At 57.9% G+C, this 22956-nt stretch carries 28 protein-coding genes; 11 read left to right on the plus strand and 17 right to left on the minus strand.

All coding sequences use genetic code 11. From position 1 onward, the window contains the following. Positions 1-13: 13 nt before the first annotated feature. A complete protein-coding gene (locus GTF44_RS15350) occupies positions 14-616 on the minus strand; it encodes a hypothetical protein (protein WP_171560225.1) in 603 nt (200 codons plus the stop codon). Beyond that, positions 616-2271, minus strand: coding sequence for a flagellar basal-body MS-ring/collar protein FliF (gene fliF / locus GTF44_RS15355; RefSeq protein ID WP_171560223.1), 1656 nt, complete (start codon positions 2269-2271; stop codon positions 616-618). Before fliF ends, GTF44_RS15350 begins: the two co-directional genes overlap by 1 nt. Before the next feature lie 125 nt (positions 2272-2396). On the opposite strand from fliF, the gene fliL reads away from it, so the two are divergent. From fliL to GTF44_RS15405, 10 genes are all read left to right on the plus strand, one after another. Continuing rightward, positions 2397-2894 (plus strand): flagellar basal body-associated protein FliL, encoded by a 498-nt coding sequence (fliL, locus tag GTF44_RS15360; protein ID WP_171560221.1) that lies wholly within the window; start codon positions 2397-2399, stop codon positions 2892-2894. Further along, positions 2894-3412 carry a hypothetical protein gene (locus GTF44_RS15365; RefSeq protein ID WP_171560219.1) on the plus strand — a complete coding sequence of 173 codons (519 nt, stop codon included), beginning with the start codon at positions 2894-2896 and terminating at the stop codon, positions 3410-3412. Before fliL ends, GTF44_RS15365 begins: the two co-directional genes overlap by 1 nt. Then, positions 3409-4029 (plus strand): MotE family protein, encoded by a 621-nt coding sequence (locus tag GTF44_RS15370; RefSeq protein WP_171560218.1) that lies wholly within the window; start codon positions 3409-3411, stop codon positions 4027-4029. The genes GTF44_RS15365 and GTF44_RS15370 overlap by 4 nt, the downstream gene beginning before the upstream one ends. A gap of 48 nt (positions 4030-4077) precedes the next feature. Then, positions 4078-4950: a flagellar motor stator protein MotA gene (motA, locus tag GTF44_RS15375; RefSeq protein WP_171560216.1), complete on the plus strand. Its 873-nt coding sequence runs from the start codon at positions 4078-4080 to the stop codon at positions 4948-4950. Continuing rightward, positions 4947-7097: a hypothetical protein gene (locus GTF44_RS15380; RefSeq protein ID WP_171560214.1), complete on the plus strand. Its 2151-nt coding sequence runs from the start codon at positions 4947-4949 to the stop codon at positions 7095-7097. Before motA ends, GTF44_RS15380 begins: the two co-directional genes overlap by 4 nt. Before the next feature lie 330 nt (positions 7098-7427). Beyond that, positions 7428-7910 (plus strand): transglycosylase SLT domain-containing protein, encoded by a 483-nt coding sequence (locus tag GTF44_RS15385; protein ID WP_253261229.1) that lies wholly within the window; start codon positions 7428-7430, stop codon positions 7908-7910. Further along, positions 7910-9994: a flagellar biosynthesis protein FlhA gene (flhA, locus tag GTF44_RS15390; RefSeq protein WP_171560210.1), complete on the plus strand. Its 2085-nt coding sequence runs from the start codon at positions 7910-7912 to the stop codon at positions 9992-9994. The genes GTF44_RS15385 and flhA overlap by 1 nt, the downstream gene beginning before the upstream one ends. Continuing rightward, entirely contained in the window at positions 9991-10767 is a 777-nt protein-coding gene (locus tag GTF44_RS15395; protein ID WP_171560208.1) for a flagellar biosynthetic protein FliR, read from the plus strand. The genes flhA and GTF44_RS15395 overlap by 4 nt, the downstream gene beginning before the upstream one ends. After that, positions 10767-11858, plus strand: coding sequence for a flagellar type III secretion system protein FlhB (flhB, locus tag GTF44_RS15400; protein WP_171560206.1), 1092 nt, complete (start codon positions 10767-10769; stop codon positions 11856-11858). The genes GTF44_RS15395 and flhB overlap by 1 nt, the downstream gene beginning before the upstream one ends. Beyond that, positions 11855-12196 carry a hypothetical protein gene (locus GTF44_RS15405; protein WP_171560204.1) on the plus strand — a complete coding sequence of 114 codons (342 nt, stop codon included), beginning with the start codon at positions 11855-11857 and terminating at the stop codon, positions 12194-12196. Before flhB ends, GTF44_RS15405 begins: the two co-directional genes overlap by 4 nt. Here the strand turns inward: GTF44_RS15405 and GTF44_RS15410 are convergent. The 9 genes from GTF44_RS15410 to GTF44_RS15450 are packed head-to-tail and all read right to left on the minus strand — an operon-like array spanning position 12184 to position 16762. Then, complete coding sequence (locus GTF44_RS15410; RefSeq protein WP_171560202.1) at positions 12184-12687, minus strand: flagellar basal body-associated protein FliL; 504 nt, start codon at positions 12685-12687, stop codon at positions 12184-12186. The two genes, GTF44_RS15405 and GTF44_RS15410, sit on opposite strands and share 13 nt — an antisense overlap. Before the next feature lie 9 nt (positions 12688-12696). Then, the gene (gene flgH, locus GTF44_RS15415; RefSeq protein ID WP_171560564.1) at positions 12697-13413 is read right to left on the minus strand and encodes a flagellar basal body L-ring protein FlgH; all 717 of its coding nucleotides are present in this window, start codon (positions 13411-13413) and stop codon (positions 12697-12699) included. A 41-nt stretch (positions 13414-13454) separates the two neighbouring features. Further along, a complete protein-coding gene (gene flgA, locus GTF44_RS15420; protein ID WP_171560200.1) occupies positions 13455-13883 on the minus strand; it encodes a flagellar basal body P-ring formation chaperone FlgA in 429 nt (142 codons plus the stop codon). A 1-nt stretch (position 13884) separates the two neighbouring features. Continuing rightward, positions 13885-14670 (minus strand): flagellar basal-body rod protein FlgG, encoded by a 786-nt coding sequence (gene flgG, locus GTF44_RS15425; RefSeq protein ID WP_171560199.1) that lies wholly within the window; start codon positions 14668-14670, stop codon positions 13885-13887. A 22-nt stretch (positions 14671-14692) separates the two neighbouring features. Further along, positions 14693-15415: a flagellar hook-basal body complex protein gene (locus tag GTF44_RS15430; RefSeq protein WP_171560197.1), complete on the minus strand. Its 723-nt coding sequence runs from the start codon at positions 15413-15415 to the stop codon at positions 14693-14695. Continuing rightward, the gene (locus tag GTF44_RS15435; RefSeq protein ID WP_171560559.1) at positions 15415-15684 is read right to left on the minus strand and encodes a flagellar biosynthetic protein FliQ; all 270 of its coding nucleotides are present in this window, start codon (positions 15682-15684) and stop codon (positions 15415-15417) included. Before GTF44_RS15435 ends, GTF44_RS15430 begins: the two co-directional genes overlap by 1 nt. After that, a complete protein-coding gene (fliE, locus tag GTF44_RS15440) occupies positions 15681-15983 on the minus strand; it encodes a flagellar hook-basal body complex protein FliE (protein ID WP_171560196.1) in 303 nt (100 codons plus the stop codon). The genes GTF44_RS15435 and fliE overlap by 4 nt, the downstream gene beginning before the upstream one ends. A gap of 17 nt (positions 15984-16000) precedes the next feature. Then, on the minus strand, positions 16001-16390 hold the full coding sequence (gene flgC, locus GTF44_RS15445; RefSeq protein ID WP_171560194.1) for a flagellar basal body rod protein FlgC: 390 nt from the start codon (positions 16388-16390) through the stop codon (positions 16001-16003). Positions 16391-16408: 18 nt separating this feature from the next. Next, entirely contained in the window at positions 16409-16762 is a 354-nt protein-coding gene (locus tag GTF44_RS15450) for a FlgB family protein (protein ID WP_171560192.1), read from the minus strand. 89 nt (positions 16763-16851) lie between these two features. Here GTF44_RS15450 and GTF44_RS15455 point away from each other — a divergent pair, with 89 nt between their 5' ends. Further along, positions 16852-18168 (plus strand): FliI/YscN family ATPase, encoded by a 1317-nt coding sequence (locus GTF44_RS15455; RefSeq protein WP_171560190.1) that lies wholly within the window; start codon positions 16852-16854, stop codon positions 18166-18168. A 129-nt stretch (positions 18169-18297) separates the two neighbouring features. Here GTF44_RS15455 and GTF44_RS15460 read toward each other — a convergent pair whose 3' ends face one another. The 6 genes from GTF44_RS15460 to GTF44_RS15485 form a co-directional block, all read right to left on the minus strand. Further along, positions 18298-19095, minus strand: a complete 798-nt coding sequence (locus GTF44_RS15460; RefSeq protein WP_171560189.1) for a DUF1217 domain-containing protein — start codon at positions 19093-19095, stop codon at positions 18298-18300. After that, positions 19092-19496, minus strand: a complete 405-nt coding sequence (flbT, locus tag GTF44_RS15465; protein WP_145214462.1) for a flagellar biosynthesis repressor FlbT — start codon at positions 19494-19496, stop codon at positions 19092-19094. Before flbT ends, GTF44_RS15460 begins: the two co-directional genes overlap by 4 nt. Then, on the minus strand, positions 19493-19867 hold the full coding sequence (gene flaF, locus GTF44_RS15470; protein WP_367383381.1) for a flagellar biosynthesis regulator FlaF: 375 nt from the start codon (positions 19865-19867) through the stop codon (positions 19493-19495). The genes flbT and flaF overlap by 4 nt, the downstream gene beginning before the upstream one ends. 80 nt (positions 19868-19947) lie before the next feature. After that, the gene (locus GTF44_RS15475) at positions 19948-21513 is read right to left on the minus strand and encodes a flagellin (protein WP_171560187.1); all 1566 of its coding nucleotides are present in this window, start codon (positions 21511-21513) and stop codon (positions 19948-19950) included. A gap of 221 nt (positions 21514-21734) precedes the next feature. Further along, positions 21735-22082, minus strand: coding sequence for a hypothetical protein (locus GTF44_RS15480; protein WP_171560186.1), 348 nt, complete (start codon positions 22080-22082; stop codon positions 21735-21737). Next, positions 22079-22393 carry a rod-binding protein gene (locus tag GTF44_RS15485; RefSeq protein ID WP_171560183.1) on the minus strand — a complete coding sequence of 105 codons (315 nt, stop codon included), beginning with the start codon at positions 22391-22393 and terminating at the stop codon, positions 22079-22081. The genes GTF44_RS15480 and GTF44_RS15485 overlap by 4 nt, the downstream gene beginning before the upstream one ends. Between the last annotated feature and the right edge of the window lie 563 nt (positions 22394-22956).

Raw genomic sequence — 22956 nt, forward strand, 5'->3', positions numbered from 1 at the left:
GGCTATCCTTATCTTAGATATCAGTCTGATCGGTGGCTGTGTCGGAGAAGTCGCGGATCGCCTCAGCAATACGAGCGCTGGCAGCATCCAAGTTGATCTCTCGCAGTTCGGTGCCGAATCGGAGCGTCACATGGCCCTCGGAATAGGAGGCGTCGGGCAGGACGGTCAGATCAACTGAGACGCTATTGGCGACAAACGTCTCCAATGTGGGGCAGATCGACGGGGCGGCAATCAACTCGCAAGATCCATCAGGCAAATCACCAAGGATTTCGTCCAGTTCCGCACGGACTGTTGGCACCAATGCTTCGGCAACAATAGCTGGCAACATTTGCTCAACTATCCCGTTGAAAAGGGGCTGAAACGCAGTCAGGACTTGAGCTCTTGCGTCGTCATACGTGAGGGTCAGATTCTTGAGCGTCTGGCTCAAGTCTTCACCGATCCGGGATCTGTTCTGTTTTTCGGCGGTGATGCAATCATCCCACCCGTTACGATACCCTTCTTTGAACGCGTCAAGCTTCAACGCCTCCAAATCCGCATCCGGCAGTTCTACCTTCACCTCAGACAAACCCTTGGAGGAGGGCGTTCCGAATTCTTCAAGCCTTAGCGCGCGTTCCATTAGGCTGGCTCCTCATCTTCTTCCATCCAACCGCGCAAAATCTCGACGGTCTCGTCTTGGCGCTCATCAATGAGTTTCCTCAGGCGATCTACCGGATCGACCAGGGGCTCGGTCGGAGCGGGCAGCGCCGGGTCCATTCTGTCGGGGAGAAGCTCGCCATCTTGCGACCGCAACGTCGCCGACTGTGGAGGCGCTTGCTCGGATCGCGCAGATGGGGCTGCGTCGTCGGCCGATGATGTGAGAGCATAAGCGGGCGCGACATCGGGCAAAGCGTTGTTAGTTTCCGACCGGGCCAGCGCAGCAACGGACTGTCCGCGTAAGATCGGGCGCACCACACCAAATGCAATCGCTAAAGCGACCGCAGCCAAGAGACCCAGATATAAAAGGCGCGCGAGATCCAATCCGGTCCAAAGGTTGGAGGTGCTGACCTCTCCGACCCCGGAGGCTGCTTCCTCCTCAAACACCATAGATTGAATTGTCACCTGGTCACCGCGCTCTGCATCGAACCCAATGGCCGATCGGACCAATTGCTCAAGCGCCGCAATTTCTTGTTCACCGCGCGGCTCAATGACTTCAAGGCCGTCCTCATTGATCCGAGGCACACCATTGACCAACACGGCAACGCTGATCCGGCGTATACCGCCCGGGCCGGTTTCAACCTCGCGCTGCATCTCCGAGACGTCAAAAGTGACTCGCTCGCGGCTCTCGCTGTTCTGACTTGATGACGTGTCTCCTTCACCTTCAGCAGCATCCCCATCCGGCAGATTAGAGGCCACCGTCACGGCTCCAGACGCGCGATCTTGTGCGGTGTTTGATCGCTCCTCGGTGTCCGTGGCGATGATGATGCGACTTTCGGGGTCGATCCGCCGTTCGACCAAAGTCTCATGTGCTGTGTTCAGATCGACACTAACCTCAACGACAGCGTTGCCTTGACCAACCCGCGCCGTCAGCAAGCGCCCGATATTTCGACGCAAATCCTCAGCGCGTCCCGCAGAATCGGCGCCGGGCATGTCCAGGCGATCCCCACCAAGGAGCTGTCCGCTATCGGCATCAATCACAGTAACGTTCTCGGGCAACAAGCCGGGAACAGAAGACGCAACAAGATAGCGCAAGGCTTCCGCATGACCGGAGCCGATCCCAACGGCGGCCGGGCGTATGGCCACAGAAGCGGTCACGTCCACACGGTCTTGAAACGGATCATTGCCAGGATTGGCCAGGTGCACGCGGGCGGCGCGAATTCGAGGGCTGGCAAGAATGGTCCGGGCCAGTTCACCTTCCTTCGCCCGCCAATAGGCGGCATCAAACATTTGCGAGGTCGTCCCGAAGCCTGAAAGCGAATCGAGCAGTTCGTAGCCGGCGGCTCCATTCGCGGGGAGACCTTCACCTGCCAAGCTCATGCGCAATTCATCGCGGTGCGCCTGATCAACGAAAATCGCGTCACCCCGCACCGAATGGGGCACACCGCGCGCCTCCAAAGCGGCGATCACCTCACCCGCGGCCGTCGGCTCTAGACCCGAATACAACAAGACGTAGCTGGGCGCGGTGGCCAAACGCGACAGGATAATAAGGGTGACAATCAGAGCCGCCACCCCACCGAGAAGAAGCGCCTTCCTCCGGGTTTCCAGCGCCATCCAATAAAGACTGAGCTGTTGCACCTGTCACCTCATCATTGCGCCATTCTGGCCCGTTCGATCTGGGTAATAGGCTTGCGGCGATTAACATTCGGTTAGTGCAGGCGAGCTAGAACAAACGGAGATCAAATCTGTAGGAGACGGACAGAATGGCCGTGTTAGCTGACCCAGATTCAACCTTGGCCCGAAAGAAACGTGGCCTGCTGATGCCGTTTCTGATTGGGCTGATTTTGGCCGCCGCCGCCGGCGGTGGCGGGTATTGGGCCGTGACCAATGGACCGCTGGCCGCAATGTTCACCCAAGCTGAGGAAGACGATCAGCCGGCCATGCGGCCCGCGGAATATGTGCCGGTCACGTTCGTTCCATTGGAGACGCTCATCGTTTCTTTAGGTTCAGAATCATCCGGTCAGCATCTGATCGTCACGGCACAGCTTGAGGTGGATCCGGCCTATGCCGATGAGGTTATGACCCTGTCGCCACGGGTTCTTGACGTGCTGAACAGTTATCTCCGCGTCGTGGAGATCGACGAACTGAGCGAGCCGACCAGCTTGCTTCGATTACGGGCCCAGATGCTGCGCCGCGTGCAAATCGTCACCGGCGAGGGCCGCGTCCGTGATCTTCTGATAACGCAATTTGTGGTGAACTGATGGATATGGCTCTGACTTTTTTGGCGGATATGTTGATGGTGGCGGCTGCGCTCGGCGCGGCGGTTTATTGTTTTGTGCTCTCCCGACGCGTGAGCAATCTAAACAGTATTGATAAGGGTCTCGGCGGTGCGATCGCTGTTCTATCGGCGCAAGTCGACGACATGAACAGAGTCCTTGAGGCCACTAAGTCCGACTCCGATATTGCCGCGGCTCGCATGGAGAGTTTGACGCATCAGGCTCGCGGCATCGCCGATAATCTGGAGACGATGATCGCCGCCTGTCATGACCTCGCCGATCCGGTCCTGGCACCAGGACCCGCGTTGCGCGGCGATGACACAATCACAACCAAGATAGATGATCTAGATCTGGCAGATGACGAGACCCAAGACTCTTCTCAGTCGGCGGCAATTCCAACACCGCTCTTTAGCACGCCGGCCCCGCAGCTGACGGAGCAAGACACTCAAGAACACCCGACTCTTTGCCATGCTGACGCAGAAATAGCGGAAGCTCAGCAATGAGCGTTCGAAAAACGAGAGGCGAGAAGCGTTGGCGGCGGCGAAGCCTGCTGCTCTTACTCTGCGGCGCATTCGGGTTGTCAGGTGTTCTGCGTCTTGGCACGCTGGAAGTGGCATGGGCGTCGACACTGGATTCAGGTGCCTCGCCGATTGCCATCGTAGATGCCGAGATGAACTGCCCGATGACGGCCCCCGTCGAGGAGGCGTTAGCCATGATCCGGGAAAGGGCTGAATTTCTCGACGCGCGCGAGGCAGAGCTTGACGGGCGTGAGCAGGCCGTCATCGCGGCACGCGCCCTCATCGAGGATCGGCTGGCGGCCCTGGAAGAGACCGAAGCACGATTGCAGGCACTTCTTGCCATGTCGGACAGCGCGGCAGAAACAGATCTGCAGCAGCTTACGCAGTTGTATGAGACCATGGATCCCGAAAGCGCTGCCCCGCTCTTCGAGCAAATGGACGTCAGCTTCGCTGCGGGCTTTCTGTCGCGAATGCGCCCTGAGGCAGGTGCCGCAATACTGGCCGAGTTACCGCCTGAGACCGCTTATTCGATCTCCGTTCTCCTTGCGACGCGAAACGCCACTGCACCTCGTTTTTCGGAGCCGGTGCCCACGGAAAATTAAACCTTCTCCCCGAAAACGGAGAAAACCCTATCACATGAGGCGCACTGCATGATTGGTTTGATCGGTATTCTCATCGTGTTTGTGACCGTGTTCGGTGGCTATATGGCGGCGGGTGGCAAAATCTCCGTCATATTGCAGTCGCTCCCCTATGAGTTGACGATGATTGGTGGAGCGGCCGTTGGCGCCTTCATCATCGCCAACAATGGCTCCGGCGCGAAACACACCCTGAAAGATATCTCTAAAGTCTTCAGGGGGCCGCATTGGCGATCTGATGATTATCGGGAGCTTTTGTGCCTCCTTTTCGAATTGATCCGTCTCGGCCGTCAGAACACGGTCGCTCTAGAGGAACATATCGAAGCTCCCGATGCGTCGGAGATTTTTGGTCGCTATCCGCGCATTCTGGCAGATCAAGAAGCAACCGATTTGATCTGCGATACGCTGCGATCCGCGTCCATGAACTATGACGACCCGCACCAGGTCGAAGAAGTATTGGAGAAGCGGCTCGAGAACAGACTGCAACACGCAATGCATCCAGCGCATGCGATGCAAACCGTGGCTGATGCGCTTCCTGCACTGGGCATCGTCGCTGCGGTATTGGGCGTGATCAAAACGATGAGCTCGATTGATCAGCCGCCGCAAATCCTCGGCGGAATGATCGGTGGCGCCCTGGTCGGGACCTTTCTTGGGGTATTCTTATCCTATGGATTTGTGGGGCCGTTTGCGACGCGGCTTAAGACAGTTGTTGAAGAAGATCATCATTTCTATGCTCTGATACGGGAAGTCTTGGTCGCCAATCTGTTCAACCATGCCACCAATATCTGCATCGAGGTGGGGCGCCAGAACACGCCAACCCACATCCGGCCAGCGTTCAACGATCTTGAAAAATCGCTAAAATCTCTAAAACAACCGGCGGCGGCATGACTCGTTTTGCGCTGATCATTGCGCTGCTTTGGGTGTTGCCAAATCATGCGATGGGTCAAGCGGTCGTGATCCGCTCCGGTGAACATGACGAGTTTACTCGCTTGGTTGTTCCAATAGGTGCAGAGCGAAGCTGGGTGCACGAGCAACAAGATCGACGTCACAAGTTGACCTTTACCCCGCCGATTCAAAACTATGACCTAAGCGACGTCTTTACGCGCATCCCTCGGAACCGTCTGGTCGATATCGGTCAATCGGATGGGCTTGAGCTAAGCCTCGCCTGTGATTGCGAGGTTCGTCTGTTTCGCTTCCGAGACCGATTTCTCGTCATCGATATCGCGGACCGCGACACCGTCAATACAAGGTCAACACCCCGAGCAATGCGACCAATCTTCCGTCCGACCATCGAGGATCAGCGCCCAATTCCGCGGAGGGCCGCCGAGCCGGTCGGTCTTCCGAGCCCCTTTGACAGGCCACAGTTGAGCTTGAGTACCGAAGAGTTGCCGCCACCTGCCGCAACAAACCCGCCGGAGATAGATGGTGCAGCGCTCAATAACGCCGCAGATCACCTCGCTGAGCAAATGGCCCGCGCCCTCGCCACCGGCCTTCTCGAAGCAGCGCCTGGACAACCCTTGTCAGCCGGAGATCCGCTTCAATCGACGACAGTTGAGCAGGCTGCCTCGGACCGGGCAAACGCATCAAATCTCGAAGAGGAGTTCATGCCTCCGGCGATCGGCACCACCGACCCCGGCCCGGCAACGCCTGGTATCGCGCTAAGGGCTGAAACCGCATTTGACACAATCCGGCAAGGACTGGGCGCAGCTATATCTGCCCAACCTCCGCTGTCTTGCGATCCAGAAACCGAGTTGGCGATTTCGACCTGGTCTAACGGTCTGGGATTTGAGCAAGAGATCGGCTGGCTCCGCGCACAGATCTATGATGATCGCGATCAACTCATCCCAGACGCTGTCATCGATTTGGCGCGTTTTTACATCTATTATGGCTTTGGTGCCGAAGCGATGTTTTGGTTGCACCAACTGCCATCAGCACCGGAAACGGAGTTGGCAATTGCCCGGTACCTGAATGAGGAGCCTGGGTCAGCCTTTTCGCCAATCGAAACGATGGCAGCCTGCAACGGAATGGAGTTGTTGTGGCGCTATTTAGATGATCCGAACACTACACAGCTAAGCACGGAAACTCTTGGACCCGTCTTTCAGGCGTTCACGCGTTTGCCACCCGAACTCCGGGACATTCTTGGCCCCGAACTGGCACGCCGCTTGCAAGAAGACGGCGAAATCGACACGGCACAAGACGTGCGCAACGCAGTTGCGCGTGGTGGTCGACTAACAGAAAGTCGGCAGATCTTGTTGGATATGGATCTGGATCAGCCCGCCGCTCCCGATCACGCAATCGCCAGTCTTGAAGAGGTGATGCACCGCGAAAGCAGCTCGATACCCGACGCCATGCTCCACTATCTCCGTGTGCACCGAGATGAAAACCGTGTTGTTCCGATCGAACAGCTCATCGCCGCAGACGCTCTTTTGCGCGAAGCCTCTGACCTGCCGGAGCAAGGCGGGTTGTGGCACGAGATGGTCTTCGCCAACGCCAGGGCGGATAGGTTGGGCCGGGCGTTGGACCTCCTTGATCAAACAAACGACACCCCCCTTGAGCAGAGTGTCTTAACGGACCTATTTGCCAGCTTTCTCCGGCGCAACGACGATGCGTCACTGATGATTTTGGCGGCGGCGCGCGCTGATCGTTGGCGCCGCCTCGCCAATACAATGCAACTGCGCCGCGAGATTGCCGGACGATTTCTCCGAGACGGATTGCCGGAGCTGGCCTTCCGGATTGCACCTAGAGGTCAACCGATCGAAGCATGGGTGGTCGACGCGCCCGACAACTCTGATCCAGAACAAGGCGAAGTTCTATCCCTTTGGCAGCGCGGCGATTGGCAATCCCTGGCGCAGACATCGACCGGCCCACACGCCGTGTTTGCAGAGCAGATCGTGGCTATAGAAGATTCGCCTTCGACGAGCGCCGACCCAAATGATCTACGCGCGATCCAAGAAACCGTGGCCGACAGCGCCGCTATCCGTGCGCTGGTAGAGGCCGCGTTGACCACGCCGCCCACGCTTTCCTCGGCTGACTAACGGATTGGTAAACTGTTCAGCCTAATCTGGTCTCCATCGACCGCCTTGCAAGAATTGCGAGCCCTCAGAATGCGCCTCATTCCTTCGTGGGGAAACCGCAGATGCCCTTTGCCAGTTGTTGTGGTGATGGCCGTTCAGGTTTTGATTTTCTTATCTCACACGTCGAATGCGTCAACCGCCACAATCGGCGGCTCCGACCAATGCGATTTAGCCGCTCGACAGTCCGCGGTTGAAACAGCGGTCCCGATCACAGTGTTGATGGCGATCTCACGAACAGAGACAGGGCGCACACGAAACGGACAGGTTTCTCCATGGCCTTGGACCGTCAATATGGAAGGCCAAGGCATCTGGTTTGAAAGCCGTGAAGAGGCCCAAACCTATATCCTTGCGCGTCACGCAGACGGCGCGCGCAACTTTGATGTCGGTTGTTTCCAGATCAATTATCGCTGGCATGGCGCACAGTTCGCCTCGATCCAGATGATGCTCGACCCGCTGACTAATGCAAGGTATGCGGCGCAGTTCTTGGCTGAACTCCACGGTGAGTTTGGCAGTTGGGAAGCCGCTGCAGGGGCATATCATTCGCGCACGGACCGTCATGCCAGGCGCTATCTAACAACCTATCGGCGCCACTACGCCGCCTTAGCCTCAGGTCAAGACGCGCGGAGCGACGTGTCCCCCTCTCGAAGACTGAACGAATCTGTCCGGGAAAACACCTTCCCACTTCTGCGCTCAAACAACCTGCCGCCGACCGGTCTTGGGTCGCTCATGCCCCAGACTGTGCAGCACGCCGGTGTGCTTCTGGAGGCCATGTAATGGCAACATTGCGGACCATTTTTCAGCCGACAATCCTGCTCGCGCTGGCCCTTATGGCGGTCATCGTGATGATGATCTTGCCCGTCCCATCCTGGATTTTGGACATCGGGCTCGCCGCGTCTTTCGGGCTGGCGATCTTGATCTTCACAGTCACCCTTTTCGTCGAGCGTCCGCTCGACTTTTCCTCGTTTCCGACGATCCTCTTGGCCTCTTTGATGCTGCGCCTGTCGCTCAATGTGTCATCGACGAAGTTGATCATTGGCGAAGGCCATACCGGCACATCCGCAGCGGGCGGCGTGATCGAAGGCTTTGCGATGTTCGTGATGGGCGGAAGCGTCGTCATGGGCCTGGTGATCTTTGGCGTTTTGTTGATCGTGAATTTCATCGTCATCAATAAGGGTGCCGCCAGGATGGCTGAGGTCGGCGCGCGTTTCGCCTTGGATGGCATGCCGGGTAAGCAGCTCGCGATTGATGCGGACATGTCAGCCGGCGCCATCGATCACACAGAGGCCAAAGAGCGCCGCGAACGCGAGCAGGCTGAAACAACTTTCTTTGGATCTCTTGATGGCGCCTCCAAATTCGTCAAAGGTGACGCGATTGCGGGCCTACTGATTACCCTTCTCAATCTGGTTATGGGCCTGATCATCGGCACCGTGATCCACGACATGCCGCTTGGGCAGGCATTTGAAACGTATTCAATCCTGACGGTTGGCGACGGGCTGGTTTCTCAAATTCCAGCTGTGATTATTGCCATCGCATCGGCATTGCTTTTGGCCCGCGGCGGCGCAACGGGCGCAACCGATAGCGCTTTGGTTGGCCAACTGGGCAAACACCCATCTGCGCTTGCCACTGTGGCGGTCTTGATGGCGGTGTTCGCCCTGGTCCCGGGGCTACCTTTCCTGCCGTTTCTGATCGGCGCCGCGGCCCTCGGGACCGCAGCGGCATTGAAATTCTCGGCAATGCGGCGCGCCTCTCGGGCCGAACCATCCCAAGGCGACAAAGCAACAGAGGCTCCGGCAGAAGAGAAGATCGGAGATGTACTCGACCTTGATGAAATCCATGTCGAATTTGCACCCGATCTGGTTAGCCTCGCGCTTGATCCTGCGACGGGGCTAGATGCGCGTATCCGCAATATGCGCGATCACGTGGCGCGCAACTTCGGCGTGATCTTACCTGAAATGCGCCTGACGGATCGAGCCGACCTATCGCCGGGCACCTATGCGATTCGTATACAAGGCGTCGAACACGCGACTGACTGGCTGGACACAAACGGCATCCTCGTTCTGAAAGGCGATGGTGACGCAACCCTGCCTCCCGGCCAGGATGTCGACGAACCGGTCTACGGCGCGCCGGCCCGTTGGGTCTCAACCGCTGATCGGGAGCAAGTAGCGCTCTTGGGCCTCACTACAGTGGCACCATCTGAGGTCTTGGCCACGCACCTGCTGGAAGTTCTCAAGCGCAACCTCTCACGCCTCTTAAGTTTCAAAGCCCTCCAGCGACAGCTCGATGCTTTCGTAACCTTAAGCGATCCTGCACGTGCAGAAGAAAACCGGCGTCTGCTGGAAGAGTTGATCCCGGACAAAGTTCCGTTGGATCTTCTGCATGCTGTTCTGCGGCTGCTACTGGCCGAACAAGTCTCAATCCGCAATCTGCCGCTCATCCTAGAAGCGATCGCCGAAATCCGCCCCGCAACGCCACAACCTGATCTAATCTGTGAACATGTCCGCCAACGCCTCGGTTTCCAGCTGATTGCCGAGTTGCGTCGTCCCGATGGCAGCCTCCCACTAATCCAACTGGCAGGTCAGTGGGAGGATGTGTTCCAACAACACCAGATGCCGGGCGAAGCAGGGCTGCCAGAGATCGCGTTGCCACCGGAGACTTTTAACAACCTCGCCAAAAGCATTGGCGACAAGGTCACCAGTGCGAGTGAGAATGGAACCTATGCCGCCGTGGTTACGTCGGCCCTCAGACGGCGATTTGTTCGAACCGTTCTTACGGCGCGTGGCATCACCAATCCCGTGCTGTCATTCGAAGAGATCGGTCTTGATGGAAAGCCAGCTTTGATGGGGCTGGCCGCGCCATGATCGCGGCCCTGGCAGATCTGTTTCCCACATTGCAAACGTGGCTGGCTTTGGTGGCTGCTGTCTTCCTCAGGGTCGGCGCGGCATTCCTTGCCCTTCCTGCCTTCGGCGAAGCATTTATCCCAGTCCGCGTCCGACTCGGTGCAGCATTGGCCTTTACCATGATCATCGCGCCAGCTCTTAGTGCCGATATGCTGGGTTTGACTCCTGGCGAGATGCCCCCTACCCGATTTTACTTCACCGAAGCCACCTCCGGCCTCTTAATCGGAATTGCGCTGCGGCTGGTGGTTCATGGCCTGCAGATCGCGGGTGTCATCGCGGCTCAAGCCACCTCGCTTTCGCAAATCATGGGTGGAGCTTTGCCAGAAGCGCAGCCGGCAATGAGCAATCTCCTCATGTTGGCCGGGCTCACGCTGGCGGTGATGTCGGGGCTACATGTCCACTTAGTTGAAACGTTCTTGCAATCTTATAGCATCTTGCCAGCAGGTGTTTTCCCCTTGGCCGGTGACACCGCAGCTTGGGGCGTTGCACGGGTCGCCGCGACATTTTCGCTGGCATTTTCGCTCGCTGCGCCGTTTCTGATCGCCTCTCTGCTCTACAATGTGGCCCTTGGCGTCATCAACAAAGCCATGCCACAGCTGATGGTGGCTTTTGTGGGTGCCCCCGCGATCACGTTTGGTGGCCTTTTCCTCCTGCTGATCACCGCGCCGTTCATTCTCCCCTTATGGTTCGCGGCCTTTGAAGCAGCGCTTTCTGATCCATTTTCTGTGCCGTAATGAACGACGACCAGCCCCCTGGCGACAAGCCATATGACCCGACGCCGAAGAAACTGGAAGAGGCGCGCCGAAAGGGAGAGATCGTGCGCTCCGCAGATCTCAACACAGCGGTGATCTATGGCGGTATGCTTTTGGGTGCGGCCCTCTTTGGGCAGACAATTGGCAGCGATCTGGGCAACCTGACAAAAGTTACCTTCGGCCAAGCAGACACCCTTGCCGCGCAGATACTGTCGCCGGGCGGCGCGAGTCTGTCTGGCGGAATGATCTCCATTACCATGACGGTCTTATTGACGATGATCGCAGTGCCGACCGGTCTCCTGATCGCCTCACTTTTCGCACAACGCGCCATACTCTTCTCGCCATCCAAGCTCGAACTGAAGCTGTCGCGTATCTCACTCATATCCAACGCAAAAAACAAATTTGGCGCCAATGGACTCTTTGAATTCGCGAAATCGAGCGCGAAACTGTTTATCTACTCTGTCCTCTTGGCGGTTTTTCTCTGGGCCCGATCTGACAAGATTTTGACCTCCATCTATGCCTCGGATGGCCAAGTCTTGGTGGCACTCGGACAACTCATTATCGAGTTTTTGGCCTTTGTTTTCCTCATCTCATTATGTGTCGGAGGCGTCGACTACCTGTGGCAATGGGCCGAGCATCAGCGCAAAAACCGGATGAGCTGGCAGGAGGTGATGGATGAAACCAAGCAAAGCGAGGGCGACCCTCATATGAAACAACAACGCCGCCAACGCGGTGTCGATCTGGCAATGAACCAGATGTTGCAAGATGTACCAACGGCCGACGTGGTGATCGTGAACCCGACCCACTATGCCGTAGCGCTCAAATGGGAACGTGGGCGGGGCACCGTCCCGATTTGTATCGCGAAAGGCGTCGACGAAATCGCCGCGCGTATTCGCGAACGAGCCTCCGAGCATGGCATACCGATTTTTCACGACCCACCGACCGCGCGCGTGCTCCACGCCACCATCGAGATCGGCGCAGCTATTGAGCCCGATCATTTCAAGGCCGTCGCCGCCGCCATCCGCTTTGCTGACACCATTCGACAGAAAGCCAAAACGGCGATCGCCAGATGAGCAAGATAGATCAGAGGCTTGTCAAACTCTCGCGCATAGCGAGCCTGTTGGCGGATCGCGCGTGCCAAGAACTGGCCGAGGCAACGAAGGCGTGCCAGATCATCGAAGCCGAACTGGCAGCGATGGCCGACGCACAAGCACAAATGCTATCTCGACCTGCTACTGTGCAAGACGGGGCCGTGATCGCAGGCCTACAAGCCCTGCATCATCGCCGCCGTATGCAACTGTTACAGCAGCTTGCGGCCTGGCAAGCCGTACGACTTGAGAAGCTGACGCTTGCACAAAAGGCCGAGGGGCGCCGACAGGCATTGGACCAGTTGCACGATCAGGCGTCTTGACGCCCGATATCAATGATCAGCACATCCACGACCAAATCGCCAAGTACCTCGGCAGCCGCCTCTCGAAGACCTTCACGCAGAGGCATCATCGCGTTTGACGACGTGAAGCTGCCATCAAACCCGCCTGAATTCGCATGCGCGAACATGACCCTCAGAAGCGCATCTCGCAACCGCGGCTCCCTCTGAAAAACGACATCGCTTTGCCCCTGCAGCACTTCAATTGTTAGCGACAGGACAACCATCGAACGGACCGCGCCATGGCGCACGACTGGGATCATGAACTGATTGTTGAGCCGGACATACTCGAGGCCAGAGGTTGACGCAGAGCGACCATCTCGCGACTCCAACTGATCATCCGGCGGGATGGACTCTTGGGCAAGGTTTTGCGCTCCTACTGCGGGATTGCCTCTGTCGGCCATCACCACACCGGCAGCGATCCCGCCGCCCAGACCGAGCAGCATTAAGATAATGGGAAGCAAAATGCGGATCATCGATGTATCTCAGAACGGAAGAAGAATATCTGCGATCTGCTGACCATAGCGGGGCTGTTGCACATCCGTGATTTGCCCCCGTCCGCCGTAAGAAATGCGCGCCGCCGCGATCTTGTCATAGGTGATCTCGTTTTGCCGTGAGATATCTTCTGGCCGCACGAAGCCGGAAATCAGAAGCTCGCGGATCTCGAAATTCACTCTGACTTCTTGTGACCCTTCGATCCGCAGAACGCCGTTTTGAAGTACCCCCGTGACAGTCGCTGCGATACGCAAAGTGAGCTCCTCATTCCGGCGTACGGAACCATCACCAGCGGAACTGCTGGACGACGTGGTATCGACGGCCTCGGCCATGTTGGCGCCGTCCGGCAGTGCCTCGTCGATCCGCTGCGGAATCCCGAAAAGGGAAGGGAGTGAAAGCCGCTCGGACCCGCTCCGGGAACGTGCCGTGCTGTTGGATATCTCGGCGCTTTCATCGATCTCAATGACAACGGTGACAATATCGCCGCGATTTTCTGCCCGACGGTCGCCCAAAAGAGACTGCCGACCTGCATTCCACAAAGACGCAGAATCACGCAAATCGACCGACACTACATCCCTGGGAAACGGCGCAGACGTCATCGCCATGATCTCGTTCCCGCTTATAGGCGAACTGAGTTCCGGCGCTTGCCCCACATTTTGCAGCCTGCTGCACCCCGACACGACCAGGACCACAGCTAAGACACCCATGAAACCAAGACGGAAAGTTGGCTTCGACATATTTAACGTCTTCATTGCAGCACTCCGACCCCGACCAATCCCGATGATAAAACCGTGCCAGTCACGGTATTGCGGGATGCCAAATTTATGACCCGCAACCGATCCCCCACGCCCGCGCGTTCAAGCGCTCGGCCTTCGGTCACAATCAGCAGGCCATTTCGATGATATTGCAGCGTAATGATTTCATTTCGGTCAACGACCGCGGGTGCCCGCAAATCTGCGGCACGGACCGGGCGGCCGGGATAGAGATTTACCCGCGCCTCCATTCCGATGGCCATCGCCGGATCGCTGAGCGCGCCGGGGACATGCCCTTCGATCAGCACCACATCGGACGGTCCAATCACCGACTGGCTGCGGATCGTTCCGGTGGCGACCAGGGTTTCGGACCATGCCTGCCCGGTCAAACTGAGGAGAGCCAAGATCAGGAGGAAGCGGATCATTTTAGCGCATTTGCGTTGTAGCGCTGAGCATCTGATCGGCGGCAGTGATCACTTTGGCGTTCAACTCATATCCGCGCTGCGCTTCGATCAGGTCGGTGATCTCGCGCACGGCGTCGACTGAACTATCCTCTAGATATCCTTGGCGCAGAGTTCCCAACCCGTCCTGCCCAGGCTGCCCAACAATCGCGGGACCAGACGCGGCCGTTTCCACGAAAAGGTTGGACCCAATCGCCTCCAAGCCGCGCTCATTGGAAAAGCCCGATAAACTCAGTTGACCAAGGAACTCAGGTTCGACCCGATCAGAGAAATAAGCATAGATCTCGCCGTCGCCATTGATCGAGAGGCTACGCGCATCGTCTGGGATCGTGATGCCAGGCGCGACCGGGTATCCTTCTGCATTGACGATCAATCCATCGCCGGTGCGCTGCAAGCCGCCATCGCGGGTATAGGCAGGCAGGCCGGAGGGCAGAGTGACCTCAAGATATCCGGCCCCCTCAATCGCGACGTCGAGGTCACCGCCGGTTTCTGACAAGCTGCCTTGCGCGAGATTGACCGACACAGCGGCGACGCGCACCCCCAATCCGAGCTGCACACCAGACGGCACGATGGTCCCATCTGCGGCATTGATGCTGCCAGCGCGGGTCATCTGTTGGTAATGCAGGTCGGAGAATTCAGCACGCCGAGCGTTGTAGCCCGTGGTGCTCATATTTGCGAGATTGTTGGAGATCACCTCCACCCGCATTTGCTGTGCGCTCATGCCGGTTGCGGCGATGTTTAGGGCTCTCATCTCAGCAGCTCCTTATCTTGGCTTATGTCCGTGCGCCAACGGTGCGCAGGAAGGCACGCATCCGCTCGTCTTCCTTGTCGAGAAAACTCTGGCCCAACTCGTAAGAGCGCTGGACCTCAATCATGCGGGTCATCTGCGCGATCGGGTTGACGTTGCTCTCCTCCAGAAACCCCTGCAGGAGCGTGGCGGGCGGGGCAGGTTCGGCCCCTCCTTCGGCCACAAATTGGACGCCATTCTGATGACGAAGATCATTTGGATCAATCGGCTGCCAGAGACCAAGAACCGTTAACGGTCGTCCATCAGCACTGAGCGTTCCATCGCTGGCCAATTCAATGCTCCGTGCATCCGGCGGGATAAAAATCGGCGCACCCCCAGCGTCCAGCAGGAATTGGCCATCGGCATTCACCAATTCCCCTTCGGCATTCGGCATAAAATGCCCCGCCCTGGTCAGCGCTTCACCATCGGCGGTCTGAAGCAAGAAGAAACCATCACCTTCTATCGCGAAGTCCAAGCTGCCGCCGGTCTGGGCAAGGGCTCCTTGCTCCATCCGGATGTGCCGCCCAACCGCGGCGGCCATGGACAAGCTATCATGGTCCGCACCAAGCGCGGCCACATGCTCCGCGAAAATCACGCCTTCGCCGCGAAAGCCTGTCGTCGAGATGTTCGCGATATTGTTTGCCACTGTCTGCATTTCACGCAGTAACCCCGACTGGCGGGTCAGTGTGGCGTAGACTGCATTGTCCATTACATCGCCTCGATTAGTGGGATCAAGCGATCCGAGAAGTAAGAGGTGAGGCTTTCGGTCATAAACCCCATTGAGATCCAGAAGACCGCCACAATGGCCCCCAGTTTAGGCACGAAGGTCAGGGTCAGTTCCTGGATCGAGGTCAACGCTTGAAACAAACCCACAATGATGCCTGCCATCAGGGCAACAAAGAGGATCGGCGTCGAGATGACGACGGAGATCCACAGACCTTGGCGTAACGTGTCATAGAAGACCACGTCCTCCATCAGACCGGCATCCTCAATATCTCCTGATACGCCTCGACGACGCGGTCGCGTACAGTCACTGCGGTTTGCACGGCCAGTTCGGTCTGCGCGAGCGCGGTGACCAATGAATGCGGGTCGGCCCCAGTGGTCAGCGCGGCCTGAGCAGTCTGTTCCCCGTTCCGCACCGTTTCCGTGAAGTTGCGGATCGCTTCGGAAAACGCTTCGCCTGGATCATTTTGCACCGGAGCTCGACCAGGCGCCGGGCGAGTCACCTCTTGCGCCAAGCCATAGCCATTTGCCGCGAGTGCACTGCGAATATCCATCTCAAGATTCCTTTATCTTAGCGTCGCAAGAGGTCGCTGAGTGATGACGACATTTGTCGAACTTGGTCGAAGATTCTGAGGTTGGCCTCATAGCTGCGCTGCGCCTCGCGGGAGTCGGCCAACTCGATCACCAGATCCACATTGGATCCTTCATAGTGACCGCTCTGATCTGCCATCGGGTGGCTTGGGTCATAGACTTGCGGCAGAGCGGTTTGATCCAGCCGCACCGGACCCGGCGCAACGACACCAGGCGTGCTCGCCCCACGATCCACCTCGAAACTGGTCAGTTTGCGGCGATAGCCGGGCGTGTCCGCATTGGCGATATTCTCAGACAGGTGCTGGATGCGATGGGTTTGGCTACGCATACCGCTGGCAGCGACAGAGAGGGCAGTGCTAAAGTCGGTCATCGGTTTCTCCGATCACTCCTAACGACCCAAAGACGTCCGAAGGACGGTCAGGGCAGATTGATAGACAGTAAGCGCACGGCTATGGGCGCGCTGAGCTTCGACAGAGCGCAGCATCTCGGCCTCCAATGATACGGTATTTCCATTGGGAGACGCGGCGCCACGGGCATCAAATGTGGTGAATTGCATGGCGCGAGCGGCCTCCGCCGCCGAGCCGCTGCCGCGGGTGAAAACCCTTTCGAAAGCGGCGATATCTTGCGCGCGATAACCAGGCGTATCGGCATTGGCCACATTGGTGGCCGTCACCGCTTGACGGGCAGCTGCGTGACGCGCGCGGGCCTGAGCCAGGCCAAAGATCTCGATATTGTCGAGCATCGGGGTTTCTCCCTCGAGGACATGCACCAAGGCTTAACTGTGATTCCTTTAGAAACGGTAAGTGCAGCCACACCTGGACAGGAGATCTTATGCCGCAGGACGTTTTTGACCCCCTGGTCGCACGCATCCAACAAATCCGCCCCTCGTTTTCCGTCGGGCAGGTCGTCGAAGTTTCGGCAAATGCCCTTCGGGTGATCGGTTTGAATCGGGTCGCGGCCTTGGGTGATGTCGTGACATTGGAGGACGGCCTGCAGGGGGAGGTCGTCAAAGTTGAGCCGGCGGGATGCCTTGTCATGGCTGAGGGGAGCGCGGCCGGTTTGCGGTTGGGCGCGCGGGCGACCCACTTGGGTCCACGGCTAATTGCGCCCGGCAAACACTGGATCGGCCGCGTTGTCGATCCAAATGGGGCACCAATCGACGGGCGACCCTTGTTTCCCGGCCCGAAACCACGCCCGCTTTATGCCGCGCCACCGCCACCAACGGAGCGACGTGGATTGGGCCGACGGCTCGACACTGGCCTCGCGGCTTTCGATACAGTTTTGCCAATTGTGCAGGGGCAGCGCATTGGCCTCTTCGCGGGTTCCGGCGTGGGGAAATCCCAGCTTTTGTCGCGTCTGGCCCGGGGGGTCACGGCCGATGTTGTTGTCATTGGGTTGATTGGTGAACGGGGTCGAGAGGTGCGAGATTTTTTGGAAGACACGCTCGGCCCCGATGGCTTGGCCCGTTCGGTCGTTGTGGCGGCAACATCGGATCGATCGGCACTTACGCGGGCGCGCGCAGCGCAGACGATGATGACGGTTGCGGAATACTTCCGTGACCAAGGCGCCCATGTCTTAATGCTCGCCGACTCCATCACACGGTTCGCGGAGGCACAGCGCGAAGTCGCGGCCGCGACAGGCGAACCTGCCAGCCTGCGCGGCTTCCCGCCCTCCATGGCGCAGCAGGTCATGTCTCTTTGTGAGCGCGCGGGCCCCGGCGCGCACGGCCAGGGCGATATCACGGCGATCCTGTCGGTCCTCGTAGCTGGGTCAGACATGGAGGAACCGGTCGCTGACGTCATGCGAGGCGTTTTGGATGGCCATGTGGTGCTGGACCGTAAGATCGCTGAACGTGGCCGCTATCCGGCGGTCAACCTCTTGCGATCAGTCTCGCGGTCCTTGCCCGCAGCCGCAAGTGAAGAAGAGAACCGCCTCATTGCATTGGTCCGGCGGTATTTGGGCGCCTATGATAAGACCGAGCTGATGCTGCAAGCCGGGCTCTATGCCGAGGGGAATGATCCAGTAACCGACACGGCAGTTCGTCTTTGGCCAGCTCTGGATGCTTTCTTAGCCTCCGAAAGCCCTGGCGGCGCGGTCACAGCTTTCGCATCTCTGCAAAAACTGCTTGAGCCAGAAACCATCACTTAAGGACACCGACTACGCATCGGGTCCTTCCCAGCCGATGTAACAACCGGAAAGCGAGCCATCTCAAACATACCCTGCGACTGCCGAACAGAGTGACATTTTTGGCCGAAGAGGCGTGAGGGCTCAACGATTTCAGCCGGCGCCTTGAAGCAGAGTCAACGCGATCGAGGCCGACGTACTCACCCCGCCAATATTCGCGATCAACGCACGGCTCAGAAAAGTCTGAACGAGGTTTTCGGTCACGATTGGGTCGCTGAATTGCGACAGATCGGCGCTACCCAAGACCTGATCTGCGCGATCGCGAAATGTTGTAAGCTGTTGGTCCAAACTGATGCCGCCAATGCTTGCCGGCAGGCTAAAGGCGGTTTCGAAGACTCGCCGTAGCGGCGGGTTGCCCAAAACGGTCAGCCAGGCCGCGTCGTTCGATAGGCCGCGCGCCGCAATTTCGGGCAGTTCCCGGGCAGCGGTTAAGGCCAACCGCATATCTGCGTCTTGATCCCCGACTGCGATCTCGAACTCTTGGCGTTCGAACCCAGACAATATCTTATTGGCAAATCCCGGATATCCAGTCTTCGGTGGCAAGGTTGTGCCAAATCCAAAGGCTTCAGAAAACGCCCGATACCGTTTGTCAGTTAGCCGGTTCGCCAACGCGCCTTCAGCCACAACGCCATCTTCGAGAACACGTTTTATGAAAGCCTTGTTCTGAATGTCTTCTTGTAGCCCAAAGGCCCCAAGCGCGACACGCAGCAACCGGTAGTCTTTCACAAGCTCATCGGCAGTTTTGACCTGGCCAATTTTTTCGCGAAAATATTCCATATCTCGCTCAAGCGCCGGGGATTGGGAGAATGCCGCCGACTGCTCCGCCATCGTACGGTTCAGAAACGTCCAGCCAGAATAACCGGACGACGGAATGACCGGTTGGTAAGTCATGCCTTGTTTGCCGCAAGATAGCGGTCTTCCCGTGGCAACAAGCTACGAAGGGACTTCAAAGCCTGATATGTCTGACCGTTGACCAGATGATCTGTCGCCATCGCCAACTGTGCCCGGCTGTCGGGATCGGTGAAGACTTGGCTCAACTGCTCCATACCTCTGAGGATCTGCAGCTTCGCGACTTCAAAATCCGTATCACCTGACAACACGAGCTGCGCGATGTAACAGACCCGCCGAACCGGTGTATTGACCTCGTCAGGATGAATGGCATCCCGAAGCCGCAATATATGCGCGTTGGGAGTTACGATGCTCAACCGTGACCGCCGATCACCATTCTCGATCACTGCGCCATTGATCAACACGCGCTCCTTCGGGCTAAGTTTCAAGACAAGACCGCTCATGCCGACCCGGCCTCGCCACGCAACCCCCGCATGACCGCTGTGTTAACTTCGATGAGAGGGGCAATCGAAACGCCATCATTCAGAATCTTGCGGCTGTGCGCCAATGTGAACTCACATAAAAAGAAAATCTGCGCTCTCAGCGCTTGCGGCAACAGATTGTCTTCGCTGGCGACATCGGACGCCAACAGGGTCCATAATCGGCGGTTGTCATGGATCGCCGAGATTTTTTCTTTGACCGAGCTCCCCGGTTTGGACGCTTGGGTCAGTCGCGCGTTAATCTGTTCAAAGATCGCATGTTCCATCCCACGATCAGTGCGCACCGGAGATGTTGTTTGACCGTATGCTGAATGGGCCAAATGAGATGTGTTCACGAGGAAATCCTTTCCGGAGGCGACAGTGTCATTAGATCAATGATTGCCGAGGCCCATCACGGGCCCCGGCGGGGTTTGTCTTACCGGAAGAGAGACAAGATGCTCTGTGGGGCCTGGTTTGCAATCGAGAGCGACTGCGTCGCCAACTGCTGCTGCACCTGAAGAGCCTGCAATCGCGCCGAAGCTTCCTCCATATCCGCATCGACCAGCGTGCCGATCCCGGACTTCAAGGAGTCAATCAACTGACCCACAAAGTTCGACTGAGTTTCGATCCGTCCTTGAGTCGAACCGAAGGCCGCCGCCGCATCGATCGACGTCTGGATCATCGTTTCGATGTTATCCAGAGCGGCGTTGGCGGCTTCGGTGGTGGTCACGTCAATCGCGCCGAGACCGAAAAGGCCACCCGATGCAGTGCCGCCGTCCATACCCGCAGTGGCGAGTACCAAGTCTGCGCCACTATTGTCGATTTTCAAACTGGCCTGCCCCGTGGCCGGATCGATCGCCACCTGTGTCGACACACCGGTCAAACCAGCGCTGTCGATTGCGGTTTTCAAGCCGCGTGCAACATCTTCAAAGGTCTCACCTTTGCCAGCGGTATAGAAATAAGCTGCCCCCCCAACCGAAGCTTGGTAGCTATTTCCTTCCGCAACGACAGCAGAGGTCGAAAAAAAGATCTCCTCTGCACGTTGCTCCACCGTGCCCGTATCTGTGGTGGTGTTCCCGGTTGCAACCGCGTTGATCGATTGGATATAGGAGTTACCGTCGCCACCTACGACAGAGTCGCTGACGCCGATATCAAGGCTGTCAAAGGACCGTGTCGACGTAATAACGATCTGGTCTGTACCGCCCGACGCGAAGGTGACATCCTCAAGATCCAGCGCTTGCAAACTGGTCAAAAGCGCATCTCGCGCTTGCGTCTCAGTCTGGTCTGCGGCTGCCGACGTGTAGGTAACGCTCAAACCGGCAACGTTGATGGTCGTCGCATCGCCAGCGTCCCAGCCGTTTGTCTGAGCGAACTCGATCACGGCCGTGTTGCCAGCGGCGGACAGAGTGCCGCCGCCATAAGCTGAACCGCTGGCGGCATCCAGGATTTGACCGGACAAATCTGTACCCCCGGTTCCAACGCCATTTGTCCCAGCAGCTGTGCCCAAATCCTGTCGGTTGATCGTAATGTTCGATGCGTTGACCGTATTGCTACCGGAGCGATCGAGCGATGAGAGAATCTTCACATCCTCCGTACCGGAGACCAGGTTCAAGCCGTTAAACTGTGCCGCACCAACGACCGAGTTGATCTGGTCGCGCAGGGCATCAATGTCGTCTTGAATCTTGTTGCGGTCGACGTTTTCCTCCTGCGAGTCAACGATCTTACCCTTAATCTCGATCAGCAGATCCGTAACACTTTCGGCGGCGTTCCGCGCCAAAGCCACAGAGGATTCACCCAAGCCCAAGCTGTCCGAAATCGCTTGGAACCCCTTCACATCGGATTCCATCACCTTGGAAATCGCCCAGACCGCAGCGTTGTCTTTGGCCGAAGCGACCGATTTACCCGTGGAGATCTCGCCCTGCACCGTTTGCAGATTTGTGTTAACCGCTTTGAGCGTTTGCAGTGCAACCATTGCACTGTTGTTCGTCAGAATACTGGACATATCTTGCCCTTCCTTTTGCGTTCATGGCGCATGTTTTGCGCCGGGGTTGTCGAATGCCCTCGCGGGCAATGCGGAACGTCTTTCTGACGTATGCGATCCAGTCATTGACCAGATCACGCCACCGGTTGGTGCAGGACAACCATTCGGGCAAAGCGCTAATAAGCTCCTAATATATCGCACTGTTTCTTGTGCATTTTAGGCAAACGCCGAAGAGTTCGATCTCAACTGCGCCGCTCTACGCGCGGGCGCGTCGCCCCGATCTCGGAAGAGCGGCCAAGTGCATCATAGCCTGTGAAACTGGCCGGTGATGCTTGCTCCAAAACGGCCCGCGCGGCCTTGATCCCACGAAGCGCCGCCGCGATGAGCTGCGTATTGTGTTCAGCCGTTTGCCGAAGGTTCAACAAATGCTCTTCATCGCCGCTCTCGACCGGTGCGCGGCTCAGCGTGTCCATCGCACGCGTGAGGACCGGAGCCATTTTAACCAAATGCGCCAGATCACCACGACGAAGGTCATCAGCCTGACGTCCGAGGTGTTTGGTCACCGACTTCACATGATCCGCGACACTCATTGGCCTCCTCCATTCTCATGCGCGCGCGCAACCAGCGATCGAAAGAGGTTTTCGGCCAATCCGACCCCTCCGGCAGCCGCCATATGACGGGCATGTTCCATACGCAAAAAAGAAGAAAACTGCTCTTCTCCGGCCCCGCCTCCGAACGCCCCACGCGTTTCTCCAAACCGGGCTTGTTTCAGCATTTCCGACAAGAAGCTCGCCTCCAGATCTTGGGCAGCTTGGCGCAGTTGCTCCTCCTGCTCGGATGGGAGAGACGGCGACAACGTGACGACGCGGCTGGAAGGGATCTGGACGGTGGGTGTGCTCATGGGGATGCAATCAATTCGATGTATTTCCGGACCATGATGACCGATCCGAGTAAAGAATTGGTAAGGCCGAACCGCGATGATCCTCACAACATGACCCAAATAGGACCGCATAGAACATGCATCCTTCGCAGATATCCGCTGGCCCCGCTGCCCAAACGCGCGCGACCGGCCCAGAGACATCAAACAGTCCAAACCCCAATGGGGAGGCGTTCTTGCGCGTCTTGGAGTCGACGCAAAAGCCGACCTCAAACCAGCACGAATCGCGCGCGACCCTCGTGGAGCGCAGCCGTTCGAGCGAACAGGGAGATATCGCTGAAACCTCGCCCCAGGAACAAGCGGGGCAAAATGAGCCGGTGGCAACCGACGGCGCGACACTCTCCAACGATGTGGAGTCTCTGCAAAACGAGGAGGCGGTCGGCATGAGCCTCGTTGGGGGGGCCGGTCAGTCGAAAGCGGTCGAGGCTCAAAGCGCGCTGACACTGCCCGGCGCGAAGGCGGCTTCTACAAAACATGGCGCCATCGCGGGAGGCTCAGGCGACTCAGCCGGACAACAGGCCGCAGCC

This window comes from Roseobacter sp. HKCCD6576-2, from assembly GCF_013179285.1.
GTDB lineage: Bacteria > Pseudomonadota > Alphaproteobacteria > Rhodobacterales > Rhodobacteraceae > Rhodophyticola > Rhodophyticola oceani.

Coding starts and splice junctions, on each gene's coding strand:
- GTF44_RS15350 (WP_171560225.1), bottom strand. CDS start 616: ATGGAACGCGCGCTAAGGCTTGAAGAATTCGGAACGCCCTCCTCCAAG.
- fliL (WP_171560221.1), top strand. CDS start 2,397: ATGGCCGTGTTAGCTGACCCAGATTCAACCTTGGCCCGAAAGAAACGT.
- GTF44_RS15365 (WP_171560219.1), top strand. CDS start 2,894: ATGGATATGGCTCTGACTTTTTTGGCGGATATGTTGATGGTGGCGGCT.
- GTF44_RS15370 (WP_171560218.1), top strand. CDS start 3,409: ATGAGCGTTCGAAAAACGAGAGGCGAGAAGCGTTGGCGGCGGCGAAGC.
- motA (WP_171560216.1), top strand. CDS start 4,078: ATGATTGGTTTGATCGGTATTCTCATCGTGTTTGTGACCGTGTTCGGT.
- GTF44_RS15380 (WP_171560214.1), top strand. CDS start 4,947: ATGACTCGTTTTGCGCTGATCATTGCGCTGCTTTGGGTGTTGCCAAAT.
- GTF44_RS15385 (WP_253261229.1), top strand. CDS start 7,428: ATGGAAGGCCAAGGCATCTGGTTTGAAAGCCGTGAAGAGGCCCAAACC.
- flhA (WP_171560210.1), top strand. CDS start 7,910: ATGGCAACATTGCGGACCATTTTTCAGCCGACAATCCTGCTCGCGCTG.
- GTF44_RS15395 (WP_171560208.1), top strand. CDS start 9,991: ATGATCGCGGCCCTGGCAGATCTGTTTCCCACATTGCAAACGTGGCTG.
- flhB (WP_171560206.1), top strand. CDS start 10,767: ATGAACGACGACCAGCCCCCTGGCGACAAGCCATATGACCCGACGCCG.
- GTF44_RS15405 (WP_171560204.1), top strand. CDS start 11,855: ATGAGCAAGATAGATCAGAGGCTTGTCAAACTCTCGCGCATAGCGAGC.
- GTF44_RS15410 (WP_171560202.1), bottom strand. CDS start 12,687: ATGATCCGCATTTTGCTTCCCATTATCTTAATGCTGCTCGGTCTGGGC.
- flgH (WP_171560564.1), bottom strand. CDS start 13,413: ATGGGTGTCTTAGCTGTGGTCCTGGTCGTGTCGGGGTGCAGCAGGCTG.
- flgA (WP_171560200.1), bottom strand. CDS start 13,883: ATGATCCGCTTCCTCCTGATCTTGGCTCTCCTCAGTTTGACCGGGCAG.
- flgG (WP_171560199.1), bottom strand. CDS start 14,670: ATGAGAGCCCTAAACATCGCCGCAACCGGCATGAGCGCACAGCAAATG.
- GTF44_RS15430 (WP_171560197.1), bottom strand. CDS start 15,415: ATGGACAATGCAGTCTACGCCACACTGACCCGCCAGTCGGGGTTACTG.
- fliE (WP_171560196.1), bottom strand. CDS start 15,983: ATGGATATTCGCAGTGCACTCGCGGCAAATGGCTATGGCTTGGCGCAA.
- flgC (WP_171560194.1), bottom strand. CDS start 16,390: ATGACCGACTTTAGCACTGCCCTCTCTGTCGCTGCCAGCGGTATGCGT.
- GTF44_RS15450 (WP_171560192.1), bottom strand. CDS start 16,762: ATGCTCGACAATATCGAGATCTTTGGCCTGGCTCAGGCCCGCGCGCGT.
- GTF44_RS15455 (WP_171560190.1), top strand. CDS start 16,852: ATGCCGCAGGACGTTTTTGACCCCCTGGTCGCACGCATCCAACAAATC.
- GTF44_RS15460 (WP_171560189.1), bottom strand. CDS start 19,095: ATGACTTACCAACCGGTCATTCCGTCGTCCGGTTATTCTGGCTGGACG.
- flbT (WP_145214462.1), bottom strand. CDS start 19,496: ATGAGCGGTCTTGTCTTGAAACTTAGCCCGAAGGAGCGCGTGTTGATC.
- GTF44_RS15475 (WP_171560187.1), bottom strand. CDS start 21,513: ATGTCCAGTATTCTGACGAACAACAGTGCAATGGTTGCACTGCAAACG.
- GTF44_RS15480 (WP_171560186.1), bottom strand. CDS start 22,082: ATGAGTGTCGCGGATCATGTGAAGTCGGTGACCAAACACCTCGGACGT.
- GTF44_RS15485 (WP_171560183.1), bottom strand. CDS start 22,393: ATGAGCACACCCACCGTCCAGATCCCTTCCAGCCGCGTCGTCACGTTG.